The organism is Pseudomonadota bacterium, assembly GCA_022361155.1.
Classification (GTDB): Bacteria; Myxococcota_A; Polyangia; order Polyangiales; family JAKSBK01; genus JAKSBK01.
On the sequence record JAKSBK010000360.1, the window covers coordinates 14,043 to 28,520 of the forward strand.

General features: G+C 63.9%; 9 protein-coding genes and 1 pseudogene. 5 read left to right on the forward strand and 5 right to left on the reverse strand.

From position 1 onward, the window contains the following. Positions 1-373: 373 nt before the first annotated feature. Positions 374-643 (reverse strand): flagellar biosynthesis protein FliQ, encoded by a 270-nt coding sequence (gene fliQ / locus MJD61_13910; protein MCG8556366.1) that lies wholly within the window; start codon positions 641-643, stop codon positions 374-376. A gap of 998 nt (positions 644-1,641) precedes the next feature. Here fliQ and MJD61_13915 point away from each other — a divergent pair. The 4 genes from MJD61_13915 (at position 1,642) to MJD61_13930 (ending at position 9,188) form a co-directional block, all read left to right on the forward strand. Continuing rightward, positions 1,642-2,226: a cytochrome c gene (locus tag MJD61_13915; GenBank protein MCG8556367.1), complete on the forward strand. Its 585-nt coding sequence runs from the start codon at positions 1,642-1,644 to the stop codon at positions 2,224-2,226. Positions 2,227-2,234: 8 nt separating this feature from the next. Then, positions 2,235-5,030 carry a molybdopterin-dependent oxidoreductase gene (locus MJD61_13920; protein ID MCG8556368.1) on the forward strand — a complete coding sequence of 932 codons (2,796 nt, stop codon included), beginning with the start codon at positions 2,235-2,237 and terminating at the stop codon, positions 5,028-5,030. A gap of 178 nt (positions 5,031-5,208) precedes the next feature. Continuing rightward, the gene (locus MJD61_13925; GenBank protein ID MCG8556369.1) at positions 5,209-5,841 is read left to right on the forward strand and encodes a 4Fe-4S dicluster domain-containing protein; all 633 of its coding nucleotides are present in this window, start codon (positions 5,209-5,211) and stop codon (positions 5,839-5,841) included. After that, complete coding sequence (locus MJD61_13930) at positions 5,838-9,188, forward strand: 4Fe-4S binding protein (GenBank protein MCG8556370.1); 3,351 nt, start codon at positions 5,838-5,840, stop codon at positions 9,186-9,188. The genes MJD61_13925 and MJD61_13930 overlap by 4 nt, the downstream gene beginning before the upstream one ends. A gap of 549 nt (positions 9,189-9,737) precedes the next feature. Here MJD61_13930 and MJD61_13935 read toward each other — a convergent pair. Both MJD61_13935 and MJD61_13940 read right to left on the reverse strand, forming a co-directional pair. Further along, positions 9,738-11,039, reverse strand: a pseudogene (locus MJD61_13935) (DUF692 family protein). Then, positions 10,964-11,251 (reverse strand): DUF2282 domain-containing protein, encoded by a 288-nt coding sequence (locus MJD61_13940; GenBank protein ID MCG8556371.1) that lies wholly within the window; start codon positions 11,249-11,251, stop codon positions 10,964-10,966. Before MJD61_13940 ends, MJD61_13935 begins: the two are co-directional and overlap by 76 nt. 125 nt (positions 11,252-11,376) lie before the next feature. Here MJD61_13940 and MJD61_13945 point away from each other — a divergent pair, with 125 nt between their 5' ends. Continuing rightward, positions 11,377-12,333 carry a class I SAM-dependent methyltransferase gene (locus MJD61_13945; protein MCG8556372.1) on the forward strand — a complete coding sequence of 319 codons (957 nt, stop codon included), beginning with the start codon at positions 11,377-11,379 and terminating at the stop codon, positions 12,331-12,333. Here MJD61_13945 and MJD61_13950 read toward each other — a convergent pair. Together MJD61_13950 and MJD61_13955 are read right to left on the reverse strand one after the other, a co-directional pair. Further along, positions 12,276-13,562 carry a glycosyltransferase family 4 protein gene (locus MJD61_13950; protein MCG8556373.1) on the reverse strand — a complete coding sequence of 429 codons (1,287 nt, stop codon included), beginning with the start codon at positions 13,560-13,562 and terminating at the stop codon, positions 12,276-12,278. The genes MJD61_13945 and MJD61_13950 overlap by 58 nt on opposite strands. A 200-nt stretch (positions 13,563-13,762) precedes the next feature. After that, the coding region (locus tag MJD61_13955; protein MCG8556374.1) for a hypothetical protein at positions 13,763-14,478 on the reverse strand (716 nt) is incomplete at its 5' end.

Below are 14,478 nucleotides of genomic sequence, written 5' to 3' on the forward strand. Positions count from 1 at the left end.
GCCAATCCACGGCGCCTCTCAAGGGCCCGCGGCAGGATGACCTGCCCACCTCGCGGGGCTCCAAACGCCGCTGGCCGTGTTGCTGCTGCTCGAGATGCCACCAGTATTCCTCGTCGCCGCGCCTCGCCGGTGGCGCCCGGTCCTCACCGAACCACACGAGCTATTCTTCCGCGGGCCCTGGTGTCCTGGATCCCAAATCTCGCACATAATCCACCGGCCCTTGACGCCGCTCGAGCCAGCGACCGCCCTTTTGACCGTCTCCTTGAAATAGCGCTGCACTGCATGGGAATTGAACCGCAGCCGGCGTCGATTCACCGGCCCGAGCGACGCCAATCGCTCGCAGACTCATGTACGAAATCGGGGATCCAGGACACTAGGCCGCTGCTCGGGGAATCCAGTGCCACAGCTCGACGGCGAAGCGAGCAAGCTCGCCTCCCATCCAGTCACCCACAAGGGCGACCACGGCGGCCACGACCAAGAGCTTGGGAACGAACGTGAGCGTGGTGTCCTGGATCTGCGTGGCAGCCTGGAGCACCGCGACAACGAGTCCGACCAGGAAGCTCGCGACAAGGACCGGGGCGGAGATCATCAGCGCCAGGTACAGCCCGTCCACCGCCACGCGACTGAGGTCCAGGCTCTGCATAGCGCGACAAGCCTAGCAGGGTCGTGCCAACTACCGCCAGTCTGATGATTGCTCGGGTTTCTTGAGAAGGATTTGATCAGGGCGTATGGCAAGCTGGACGACCCCCCGGAGGCGGTCGTGATACACATCGTGGCCGTGGTGGTCTCGTGGTCGTGGCGGGCGGGTGCTTGGTCAGGGGCGGGGCTCGGCCCTTGCTGGACCGGCGGCTGACACCGAGTCGGGATCGCTCGCGCGCTTCGCAGCCTGGCTGGGGAGGGTCACGCGTCTACGACGGAAAAAAAGCCGAAAAAGTTGGGGGCCGCCTCTGGCCATCCCTTTCGCCGCGACTACTTCATGCACGCAGCGGTCCTTCGCGTTGTGGTCCGGCGACGATCCACCCGACAGGGAACCCGGATCCCGTCAGCACCCGGCATGCGCCTAAGGATGAAACGGGCACGCTCGTACACGGCACGACTGGTCCCTCGTCCTCTCTGCGTTACGGTTCCCGCAACCGTCGGGCTCAGATGCGCAACGATCCACAACGCACCGTGCAAGGTGCTGCGACGTCTAACCATCCGGCTACCTGAACCCGCTCGTGAGGTAACGTGACCCAAACACAGACCTGCTCACCTAGTGCCTCGCCACAGGAATCCCGGTTGCTTGGGGCCTGCAGTGGGGCTCGCTGGCAAGGCGGACCGACGAAGACTGCGGTTCATTTCGATGCTGTGCAGTGCATATTCGAGGAGGTCCCAACGCCGCCAGCGGGCGCCAGGGCTGGGGCCAAACGATCAGGGTGCCTGTGGCGAGGCACTAGTCCGACGGCTGCGTGGCTCACCGTGTGGCTACTAACCCTCGGGGCTGCTGGTTGCAGCGGCGACGAAAGCCCGCCCGAGGCGCCTGCCACGGCGGCAGCAACGGCCGAGCCGGCAACCGCTGCAGCGCCGAGCGCGGAGCCCTCGGCCGCAGCGCCCGAGCTGGCGGCTGCCGCCGAACCCGCGCTCGGACCGGTGTCTGGCGTCATGCGCTCGGTCGAGGTCACACAGGCACTCGCCGCCCAGGGCAAGACCTTGTTCAACGCCTGCACGGCCTGCCATGGCGGCAACGGCGAAGGCAAGACCGGCATTGGACCGCGTCTCAACAGCGACAGTTTTCTGGCCGCAGCCAGCGATGAAATGCTTGTTAGGACCATCAGCGAGGGGCGCAGCGGAACGACCATGATTCCGTGGAAGACGGGTCTGAAACCGGAGCAAATCAATGCCATCGTTGCCTACATCCGCTCCTGGAAGGATGTGCCTCCGGCCAAACTCGACCAAGCGCCACTGCACGGCGATACAGAGGCGGGAAAGAGGCTGTTCCAGAGTATCTGCTCGGCTTGTCATGGCCGCACCGGCGCAGGATATCAGGAGACGGCCAACGGTACGGGCATCGGTCGCAGGGCCTTCCTGACCCAGGTATCCGATGGCTATCTAAGGTACATCATCCGACACGGCAAAAGCGCCACCAAGATGCGTGGATTTGCGGAGAATAGCAAGGTTGCCGTGGCAAATTTAACCGACGCTCAAATCGAGAATATTATCAGTTATCTGCGCCACTACGCGTGGTAGGAGCCGCGATGTCAGACAAAAACAGGACCGGGGCACGTCGTTCACCCAGCAGCGAGCGGACCGCCGAGCCCGCCTCGCATTACGGTACTAGGGATCAGGAAATCCTGAATGCGCTGCCGGAGGACCCACCGGCTACGGGCTTCCGCCGGCGTGCGTTTCTGCAAGGCCTCGGCGCGGCTGCCGCAGCTACGGCCGCGGCAGCCTGCGACAAGAAGAAGGAGCCCTCGAAGACGCAGGTGCTTGCGCCGACAAGGCCGGAAGTGGCAGGTGGTGACGAGCTGGCGCCACCGGCGCGCCAGGTGCCCAACGACATCCTGGCGCAGTGCCCCTACTGCGGCGTGGGCTGCGGGACCCTGATCCAAACCGAAAAGGGACGCATCGTCGGTATGAAGCCGGACCCCAAGCACCCAACCAATGCCGGTCTGCAGTGCATCAAGGGACTGACTTCGGCCGAAGCGATCTACGTGGATCGCCTGACCAAGCCCCTCGTACGCAAGGACATGACCGACATCTTGAAGGGGCACGAGAGCAAGACCAAGGGTGCTTTCGACGACCACCTGTTTCGCGAAGCCAGCTGGGAAGAGGCTGAAGAGATCGTCATCGATCAAGTCGCAGCCATCGTGAAGAAGCACGGCGGCAATTCCGTCGGGCTGTACGGATCCGGCCAGCTTCCCGTGGAAGGCCAGTACCTCGAAAACGTGTTCATGAAGGGCGTGCTCGGCTCCAACACGATCGAGGCCAACGCGCGCATGTGCATGACTTCTGCGGTAACAGGCTACTTCAAGACGCTTGGCAGCGATACGCCACCGACTGCCTACGAGGACATCGAGCTCGCGAACATGGTGACCCACTGGGGGCACAACGCCCGCGGCGCGCACCCCATTGTCTTCTGGCGCATCGCCGACCATAAGTCGAAGAACAAGATCCCGACGCTAGTAGTCGATCCACGACGTACCGGTACCGTGCAGGGCTACGAGGAGATCGGCGGCCCCGAAGACTCCTACCATTTTTCGACGATCAATGGCGATATCTCGATCCACAATGCGCTTGCCCATGTGCTGTTGACAAAGCACGAAGAGGCGATCGATTGGGATCTGCTCAAGAAGCACACGACAGGCTGGGAGCCCTACGTTAAGGCGTGCAAGACACGCTACTCGCCGGAGCGAGTCAAAGATATCACGATGATCGACCCCAAGTACCTGCGCGAGGTTGCGGCGCGCTGGGCCGAAGCCTCGATCAAGGGCCGCAAAGAGGGCAAGGGCGGCGTACTGAGCTTCTGGGGCATCGGCTACAACCAGCACCTGCATGGCCAAAACAACGTGGTGTCGCTCATCAACTTGATGGCTTTGTCGGGTAACATTGGGCGTCCGGGCTCCGGTCCCTTCTCGATGACCGGTCAGCCCAATGCCATGGGCGAGCGCCTGACCGGGGGTTTGACCAGCCGCTTGCCGTTCAATCAAGGCGTGGAAAACACGCCCTGGCGGCACCACATCGCAGACTCGTGGAGGATACCGCGGGAGCGTCTGGATGCCGTGGCCAAGCTGCAGAACACCGGCATGGCCGTGGGCATGATGGAACGTGCGCTCAAGGGCGAGGTCAAGGCGATGTTCTTGATCTACGCCACCCACATCGATCTGCCGGATCAAAACACGCTGGTTCGGCCGGCGTTGAGCAAGACCTTCAACGTCGTGCAGGAAATCTACCGCCACGCACCAAACAACCTGTTCGCGGACGTGATTCTGCCCGCGGCCACCTGGGGTGAGTGGGTTGGAGGGACCTACATCCAATCCGAGCGCCGTGTCTATGTCACTGACGGCACCGCGAACCCCATCCCTGGTACCCGTCCGGACATGGACATGGTGATCGACAAAGGCATCGCGATCGCCGACAAGCTCGGCCTGGACGGCAAGAAGATCTTTCCGTACGAGCGCAAGGAAAACGGGTTCTACGATCCCGAGGATGTATTTCGCGATCTGGTTCACGCCTCCAAGGGTTCCGATGCGGACTTGACGGGCATGCTGGAGGTCGAGAAGCGAGATGGAGTCGGACTCTACGACCAGATCCGGCAGCACCGCGGCATTCAGTGGCCCGCACCCACGTATGAGATTGCCAAACAGGGTGGCACCAAGCGTCGCTACATGGATCAAGAGGGCTGGGCAGGCCGACCTTACGGCCATTTCCGGACTGCCGACGGCAAGCTGCACATGCACCTTTGCGAGCAGAACTATAAGGACCGCGAGAAGATCACTGCACAGCTCGCGCGGGCGGGGACCGAGGAGGGCTTCTACCTCATCGATCACTACGAGCTGCTGGAGCAAGCGCGTGATAACGGCCTGACTCCGGAGCTGCCCGACGAGAAATTCCGCGGCAGACGCGCCAAGGACATCCCCAAGGACAAGTACCCTTATTGGGTCGGCCTCGGGGTGGTCTACGAGCATTTCCACACGGCGAAGACCATTCGCTCGGGTACCACAACGCGCCTGGTGCCGGAGATGTACGTGGAGATGCACGCCGACGATGCCAAGGACCTGGGTGTGAAGGACGGGGAGTGGGTGCGCGTGGTGACTAGACGGGGCTTTTACGAAGCGCGGGCCTCGATCGGCCTCGATTCCAAGGTGCGGCCGGCGCGCAACACCGTCCCGCGAGGCTACATGTTCAGTCCTTGGAATCTATCGGTCGCCGATTCAGCCGATCCCAGGAAGAACCGCTGGCTTGTCAACGGTGTTAGCCACAGGGCCTTCGATCCGGTAAGCGGTCAAGCGGATTTCAAGAAGCTCGCTGGGCGCATCGAGAAGATGACGTGAGTCATGCCTTGCGCTGCCTGCCGCCGGTGCTCGTCGTTGCGCCTTGCCGGCGACGGCCGGTCTTTGCGATCTGGACAGGTTAGGGCATGTCTTCAAGATACTCCCATCGATCCCGAGGCCCTCGGGCTCTCGGGCCGATTCTGAAGACACTCCCTAGTGTCTGGCGGATCCTAGAGGCATGAAGGCCACGACCTCACTGGCGAAGCTCACGCGGCGACACTGGTTGGGTGCCAGCGTGGCCGCGCTGCTGGGAACGGCGGGTGCGGCGTTCGGCCGCTTCACGCGCCGCCTGCCCGGCGTGAGGCTGCGCCCGCCGGGCGCGTTGCCGGAAGGGCAGTTTGTCGACGCCTGCGTGCGCTGCCTCAAGTGCGGTAACGCGTGTCCCAACGGATGCATCAGGTTTCATGGCTTCGACGCGGGGCTCACGCAGGCGTTGACGCCCTACATTCGCGCCCGCGAAAGAGCCTGCGTCTTGTGCGGTGAATGCGCCAGGGTCTGCCCCACGAGCGCGCTCCAGCCCTTCGAGGCTACGCGCGAGGGTTGGCTCGAAGACGTCAAAATGGGCACAGCGCACGTCAACACGAGCATGTGCTACAGCTATCATGGCCGTACCTGCGGCGCGTGCTACAAAGCATGCCCGCTTGCGGGCCTGGCGATTCGGATCGGTGTGTTCGAAAAGCCGTTGCTCCAGCCGGAATACTGCGTTGGTTGCGGGTTGTGCGAGCAGGCCTGTCTGCATCTGCCGCAGGCGATCCGGGTGTTTCCGGGAGCCCGGGTCGGGCTCTCGAAAGAACATGGAGCCGTGTCATGAGGCGTGGCGCAAACGCAGCACAGTGGCTTCGCAAGGCTCTTCAGCTCGGGGTCGTAGCGATGCTGGTTTGGACGGCGTTTGGCGGGGCCTTTCGCAACTACAAGCTCGCCCACAACCATCGTCGCCTGGTTGCGTTGATGGAAGGCGAGACCTGGGGCTTCCTGTATGGGCTGAAGGAGGACTTGCTGTCCTTGTGGGGAGAGCCGTACCAAGCAAGCCTGAACTGGCTCGGCTTCCCCTGGGCTGCGCGCGTATTTGGCCTGGATACCGTCGACCCGCTGCTCGCTGCCTCCCTGGCTGCGCGCAGCGGTGAGGTGCCCGCGAAGGTATGGCTCGCGTTGCTCGTGCCGCTGCTGGTCGCGCTGTTGTTCGGCAAGGTCTTTTGCAGCCATCTTTGTCCGATGCGATTGCTTTTCGAGCTTGGGCAACAGGTGCGTGCTGGCCTGCAGCGTCTGGGCGTTTATCTGCCGCGGCTGCGCTTGCAGTCAAGGCTCGGCGGTTGGGTGCTGCTGGGCGGCCTGCTCGCGGCTCTTGCTTCCAGCACCGCCATCTGGCTTGTGCTTCTGCCCTACGTGAGCCTATCTGCGGGTTTGTTTATCGGCATCGCCGCCGGGCTGCTTTCACCGTTGCTGATCGTGGTGCTGTGGTGGTTCGTATTCGACCTTGCGCTGGCGCCCGGTCTCTTCTGCCACAATCTATGTCCCACAGGCTTCTTGCTCGAGCTCTTCGGCCGCCGCTCCTGGCTCCGGTTGCGCAAGCTCGGAAAGGCACCCTGCCCCACGGGCTGCAATGCATGCGTGCGCAGCTGCCCCTTCGAGCTCGAGCCCAAGCATGAAACCCACACCCCCGCCTGCAACAACTGCGGTCAATGTGTGGTGGCTTGCCCGAGCGAAAGGCTGGTGCGGCGCGGGCGCCTGCCCGTGCTGGCAGCAGGTCTGCCGCTTGTCCTCGCGCTGAGCTCGCCCGCGTCGGCCCATCACAACAAAGGGCTTCCGCATTACGGCTATTTCGAGAACTACCCGCAGGTGCCGACAGAGGAGTACGTGACGCTCGACGGGAACTGGGAGATCGGAGCCACGATCTTCAACTTTCAGGGCTACGACCGCCGGGGCTCGAACACTCCGAACGATGTCAAGATCTACCTCTATTTGTACGATTTGAAGCGCGACCAGGGGCACACGGGTCCGGTGGACTTCGAGATCCATTACGAGGGTCAGCGCATCTCGCGTTTCGAGCGTGTTCAGGTGGACGAGGAAGCTGTCTACTCCACGCGCGAAACGCTGCCTCGCAGCGGGGACTACGACATCGTCGCGTTCGTGGGCTCCGAGCGTGTGGTGCTGCCCTTCCATGTGGAGATCCACTCCGATGCGGTGAGTCCCTGGACCGTAGCGGGCGTGACCCTGCCTGTGCTGACCGTCTTTTGTCTGGCTTGGGTGGGGCGCGCGCGGCGCCGGCGGCGGCGCCGGCGCTCGCCGGCCACCAGGGCGGCGCTGGTGACGAGCTTGCTTGCGACACTGCTGCCGGCATCGCCCGGCTTGACCCAGCCGGGCGGCGTTGCCGTTGAACAGCAGGCGCTGTGTCCCCATTGCGGCATGCCGGCCTGCTCCATGGATCACGAGGCCATGGGCGAGCAGGCCGTGGCCAGGTCGAAGCCCGTATCTTCAGGCGACTCGCTGGGGGAGGTCTGCCCCCACTGCGGCATGCTGAACTGCCCGATGGATCACGCCACCTTCGGCCGCAACAGCACAGACCACATGGATCACGCTGCCACGGATCACAGCGCTCACGCGAACATGGTCCACTTCAAGGATGCCGACGGCCACGAAGTCATGCTCATGGGCGGCATGCCGCTGTGGCTGTTCCTGCTCGCCATCGGTTGCGTCATAGCGCTTTCGTTCGTGGCCACCGAACGGTTCGCCCCTGTGCCGAGCGAAGGGCGGCGGCTCAATCTCATAAAGCGCCGCCGGACCTATCGGTTGCTGCGCAACCGCCGGTTTCAGACGCTGCCGCAGCTGGCGATGGTGGTGATGCTGGCTTTCCTTGTCTACGTCGGGTTGTTCGGAAGCCGCTTTGCGAACCTGACACCGGTTGCGGTCTGGACCCTGTGGTGGGCAGGGCTTGTCTTTACGGTGCTGGTGCTGGGATCCGCCTGGTGCTTCGTTTGCCCGTGGGACGGGCTTGCGAATCTGATCTCGCGTCTCGGAGCGGGCAAGCGCGTCGAGTCGCTTTCCCTCAAGCTGCCTTTCCCCAAATCGCTTGCCAACATGTACCCTGCGATCGCGCTCTTCTTTGTGCTTACGTGGCTCGAGCTCGGGTACGGTGTGACGACGAATCCGCGCACCACGGCCTTTATGGGCCTCGGCATGGCCGCCTGCGCCGTGATGGCCGCCTTGCTCTGGGACGGCAAGAAGTTCTGCGCCCACTTGTGTCCCGTGGGACGCATTTGCGGGATCTACTCCAATTTCAGCCCGGTAGAGATCCGCGCGCGTAACCCACGCGCGTGTCAGGTATGCACGACCGAGGACTGCTTGCACGGCAACGCACAGGGTCATGCCTGTCCCACGGGCCTGTCGCTCAAGACGCTAAAGAACGCAACCATGTGCACCGCGTGCACGGAGTGCTTCAAGAGCTGCCACAAGCACAATGTCGCACTCAACCTGCGACCCTTCGGAGCGGATCTGCGCAAGCCTCAAACGATTCGCCTCGACGAAGCGTGGCTAGCGGTCATGCTCTTGTCGCTCACCCTGTTTCACGGGCTGTCGATGACCCCCGCCTGGGAGAACTTCGAGCCCGGTGGAACCAGCCTGCTCAAGTGGATGAGCCTCGAGCTCGGCTTGCCCAAAGACCTGAGCTTCACGCTGGCCATGCTGCTGGTGGTGTCGATCCCCGTGGGCATGTATTGGCTGAGCTGCGTGGCCTCGGCAGCTTTCGCAGGTGGCAGCGTTCCAGCCCGAACGCTATTTGTGCAATACGCCCACTCGCTGTTGCCGGTGGCGCTCTTCTATCATCTGGCCCACAACCTGATGCATCTGTTGATGGAGGGTGGTGAGGTCGTTCCGCTCTTGAGCGATCCCATGGGTCAGGGAGCGGATCTGTTTGGCACCCGCGGTATTCACGTGGGATCGCTGATCGGCGAGCATGCCCTATGGTACATGCAGGTCGGTCTGATTCTCGTCGGTCACGTCTACGGCATCGTTGTTGCCCATCGCGTCGGTCACCGGCTGTTCAGCGACAAGAAAGCCGCTAGACGCAGCCTTGCCGTGATGCCCCTCATGATGATCGCGATCTCCGTCTGTGGGCTGTGGCTGATGCACCTGGACATGAACATGCGGGTCGGGCGGATGTAGCTGCCCTCGAAAGAGCCCTCGCTGGGTCCAGATCGCGATCCAATGCGCGATACGGCCCGGATCCAGAGTCGGCGGCTCGCCAGCGTCGAGTCCAGCAGCAGCCGCAAGCCCGAGCGGGTCACGCGTGGCGTGCAGCAGCCCGCCCAGTAGCTTTCGTTCCTCTTCGCAAAGACGGACCACGCGCGGCTCTTCGTCGGCCTTGTACACGAGCACCTGCTCGGCTTCGGTGGGGATGCCCTCGGCCAGGGCGACCGAGAGCTGCCCTTGTCGATGCGCCCGCCAGAGCGTGTAGACCGGGTAGGCGCTCGACACCCATCGGGTCGCGCGCTTGAGCTCGAGCGCTTCGGGGCCTCGAGCCGCGACAGCGTCAAGCTGGGCGAGATCGAGGGGCTGTTCGTCCTCGGCGTAACGGATCTCGTGCACAGCCCACTCGAGCTCAGCCAGATCTGCTATCCAGGGTTCTCGAGCGAAAGGCGTTTGCGCGCGCAGCATCCCGGCAAACTCGCGACCCAGCTCGCTAAGCTCGTGCCGCTGGCTGGGATGCTGGTGCAGGTACTGTCGTGCCGCAAAAGCAAAGTTGTCCTCGCCCAGCATCTCGGCGGTGGCATCGAATACGTCGGACAACGCGTCACGCACGCCCAGCAGCAGATTGCGCCGCAGCACCCCCAGTCCATCCCCGCTCGGGTAGCCGGCAGCATCAAGCGGGCTCGCGTGGTTAGGGCGGTTCCGGTCAGCAGGGCGGTTCCGGTCAGCAGGGCGGTTCAAGTAGATCGCTCGCATCAGGGCCCGTTGCTGAGCTCCCAGCTCGCACCGGTCGGCAGTTTCGAGTCGCTCCATCGATCCACAACCGCGTGCCCGACGCGGCTGTGATAGCCGTCGAACGCACCCCGCCGATCTGGAATCGCCTGGCCGAGGCGTGTGCGATAGCGGCCGAGCTCCCGCAAGGCAGCGAAGCGCGCCTGCCGCAGTCGAGGCACCGTCCGCGAAGTCCTGCACGCGCCGAGCTTCCTCGAGCACGTCGTGCAGCGGAGGAATGCTGCGATCGCGCTCGAGCACCGTCAGTACGGAACCAAGACGCTCGACAACGGCCCGGTACAGCTCGAGCACCGGGCGATCGATAGGCGCCCCGTGGGTGTCGACGAGCAGCTGCCTCCAGGGCTCGTGGCCAGCGATGTGCAGCTGCTGAATCCTATGGCTCGGCAGCGCGTCGATGAAGCCCAGCGGGTCGAACCCGAGGTTGCGTGCGCTGACGAAGACGTTGTTTACATCGAGCAGCAAATGACAGTCGGCTTCCCCGGCGACGGCCGCCAAGAATTGCCCTGGCAGCAGATCCCCCGTCGTGGGCAGATAGCTGCTGATGTTCTCCAGCAGAAGACGCCGGTCCAGCCGGTCCTGAATCTGCCGCAGCCGCGACGCGCAATGCAGCACGGCCTCCGGCGTGTGCGCCAGGGGTAAGAGGTCGTGGCTGGTCGTGCCGTCGATGGCCGTGAAGCAAAGGTGATCGGACACGCTGATCGGTGCCAGGCGAGAGCTGAGCTCGCTGATACGGTCGAGGTAGGCGCCGTCGAGCGGGTCCAGCGAGCCGATGTTCATGCCCACGCAGTGCAGCGTCAGCGGGTAGTGGCTGCGCAGCGCCTCGAGCTTGCGCCAGGTGGCTCGATCCGCGCGCAGGTAGTTGTCCGCCAGCAGCTCGAGGCAGGACAGCGCGGGGCGGGATTCGAGCAGCTGGTCCAAGAAGGACGCGCGCAAGGCCAGCCCCACGAGCCGCTGCGCGCTCACTTGATCTTCTTGGTAGCGATCAAGCGACCACCGGCCAGCTTGGCGCACACGCCCTTCGGCACGTACACCCACTCGTCGGGGTCGCGATCTCGGGCGGCCTTGCCAGCGCAGCCGTGGCCCTTCGCGCCGCAGTCGTTCTGTCCGGCGCGCGCTACACCGGCGCATTTCTCGAGTGTCTCGCCCTTCTGCGCCCATTTCGGCGCGGCGTACGCGGTGGCGGCCGCTCCAGCCAACCCGAGCGCCAGCAGACTAGACCAACCCAGTGCGTTCTTCGATAGTTCCATGGTTCGGCTCCTAGGTGTTGTGGGATATCAGCCATAGACGATCCCGGCCCGATTTGATTACACATAATCGGCAGCTCGCGCCATGGGGAGTCGAACATCGAGGCCAGCCGGGGGAGCGGTGGCTCATGTGGGTCGCCCCGGCACCCGCTGTCGGGCGGCCGGGGGCCGAGGCCGGTGACGGTTGCCGGCGCGGCGTCGCGGACGCGCCCGGTTCCGACCCGAAGACAGCAGGCGCCGTCGATCGAGCATGCGGTCAGCTTGCCGCCCGGGGCCTGCACGCGGTATGCCGTCGCCTTCGGGACGCCATGTTGAACTCCGACTCCGAATGGGAATGCTGGGCGCAACGTGAACCGTATTTCGGTGTGCTTACCCACCCCAAGTTTCGACGCGAGCTGCTTTCCTGCTCGGCCATCGAGGAGTTCTTCGAGACGGGCGAGTCCACGATCGACGCGCTGGGACAGACGATTCGACACCATCTGGAGCCTGATTTCTCGCCCGGCCGAGTCCTCGACTTCGGCTGCGGGGTGGGTCGCCTCGTGGTTCCGCTCGCCAAGCGCTATCCACAGGTGGTCGGTGCCGATGTGTCGCCGGCAATGCTCGAGGAAGCCCGCAAGAACTGCGCCGAGCGACAGCTTGGCAACGTGACCTTGGTGAGATCGAGCGACTGCCTGTCCAACGTCGATGGCCCGTTCGACTACATCAATTCCTCTATCGTGTTTCAACACATTCCCGTGCGGCGAGGCGAGCGAATCTTCAAGGGTCTGCTGGATCGCTTGCGGCCCGGAGGCGTCGCTTCGCTTCACGTGACCTACGGCAAGCTCGACCGTAAGGGCAGGCGGGTGCTGCGTCTAAGGCCCGGGCGCTGGTTTCAGCGGGCGCGCCACACGGGCTACGCCGCCGTCGAGCGAATCTCAGGGCGCCGGTTTCGCGATCCGGAGATGCAGATGAACTTCTACGACATGAACAGGCTGATGCATATCCTGCAGGCAGCAGGCGTGACCAGCTGCTACGTCGAGCACACCAATCATGGTGGCTTCCTGGGCGCGGTCTTGTTTCTTAGGAAGCCCGAAAGCGGGGTGTAGAGCCCGATCATGAAGTCGAGCAAGCGATCCTCGACCACGTCCCAACGATAGCGTTGATCCACGTAGCGCCTGCCCAACCGGCCCATACCCCTTCGTTCTTCGGGTTCGCCGAGCATCTGCGCCAAGTGCTCTCCGAATTCGGTATCGCTGCGGTAGCTGCGACCCCCGCCTGATCTTCGCACCTGCCCATCAAGCACAGGACAGCGGCCGTTGACCAAGACGGCAACACCCAGGGACCAAGCTTCCAGCACCACCAGCGACAGACTCTCGAAGCGTGAGGGCAGCACCAGCAGCTCGGCATCACGCAGCAGCGCCGACTTCCTCCTGTCGTCCACGGGCTGGACCGCTTGAACGATGTCAGGCCGGTTGGGCAGCTTGAGGCTTCCTTGCCCAACGACGATGAGTCGAAGCTCCTTGCCGCGGAAGGCACCGAAAGATGGGGAGACGAAGCTGTCTTGCGCATGTTCTTGCTTGAAGCGCGCAAACAGGCGGAACAGGTCGTGACAGCCCTTGCCGCGTGCGATGCGCCCGACGTAGATGAGGTACGGCCCTGTGGCCAGCGAATCGGCCTGGGGTGGGGGATCAATCGCGTCCACTCCGCAACCAAGAACGATCGCGGGTTTGGCAGATACGTCGAAGCGCGTCTCTACGAGCGCCCGCTCTTCCTCGGTGTTGTACGCCAGCCCCTTGGGAAGGCTGAACAGCTCGGAAAACACCTTGATCCCGAGCTGCGGCTCATCGTGTGCCGTCGGGATCAGGAGCGCCTTGTGCGCCAATCGGGGCATGGCGACGGCCGTCGGAAAGTACAGATACGTGAAGAAGACGAAGACGTCGTACTGCGTGTGCACCTGGTCCAGCTCGTCGACCAAGCGCGGAACGTACGGTCCCTGGGCCCTGAGCCAAGACCGGTCCAGCAGCGACGCACGCACCGGCGGTCGAACCAGACAGCCCAGGGCATGCTGAAGCAGGGCGCAGCGCTTGTGCTCGGCGGGGAACCGCTGCACCGGCACGCCGTTGATCGAGCTGCTGCCGGACGCATACTCGTTGTCCCAGGTCGCATGGCTCTTGGCGCAGGTCGTGAACACGGTCACGCATTCGACCTCGGGTCGAGCGTTGAGGTGTTCGGCCAGCATTCGGCAGTGCGTTTCCGCACCGCCGATCACCTCCGTGCCGTACCGCTGCACCACCAAGCCGACACGGAGCTTGCCCCGCCGGTTAGGACCCGCCACACCATAACCTGTGCAGACCGCAGAGGACCGGGCGTCGCTGGCAAGGTGCGACGACGAGGAATACTGCGGGTATTTCGAGGAGGAGCAGCACAGCCAGCGGCGTTTGGAGCCTGCGAGGCGGGCAGGTCATGGTGTAGCGGGTTCCTACTCGTACGATCGCCGAGGCCCGCCGGCCGCGTCCCAGCAGCGCCTGGCACGCGCTATCTGATGATCGGCGGTCCGCCGGCGGGCGGGCAACCGAAAACGATGACCAGATTCGTCGTCCTGGAGGTTTTGAGCTGACCGCAGGATCCGCCGTCCAGGGTGATGGTGTTGCTGATCGGATCGTAGTGGAAGCCGTTGGGGTCGTCTCTCAGCAGCGGTTGGTTGTCGAGCATCACGTAGATGCGGTCGGGGGCCGCGGGCGCCCCGGCCAGAATCTGGGTACAGGTGATGAGCTGCGTGCTGATTTGCTGCAGCGCCGCAGCGAGCTCGATCGCGTTGCTCGCCTGGTAGTAGCCATGCAGGGGATCGCCCGGATTGTTGGTGCCGCCGGCGAGTGCGAAGCGATCGAGCGCAATGGGGTCGACGAGGTAATCGTTGGCACCGAAGCCCACGACGAACGTGCGGATTCTCTGCACGCCCAGCTGCAGGATCTCGGCCACGACGCTGTCGGCGTTGTCGTTGTCGCAGTTGGCGCTGGGCGTACCGTCGGTCACGAGCAGCACGGCCTTGTCGCGCAGGCCGTCGTGCGGGTCGGCCGGATCGATGAGCCATTGATGCAGGCGCACGCCTCGTATTGCTTTGCTCATCGGGGTAGCACCGAACGGAAACTCTTCCGATGAGTAGCTCGTTTGCAGCGCAGGGACGGTATGGTCACCCACGCGCAGCCGGAGCTGGGGCTCGTTGCAGGACTCCATCGTCCACAGGCCTCGCC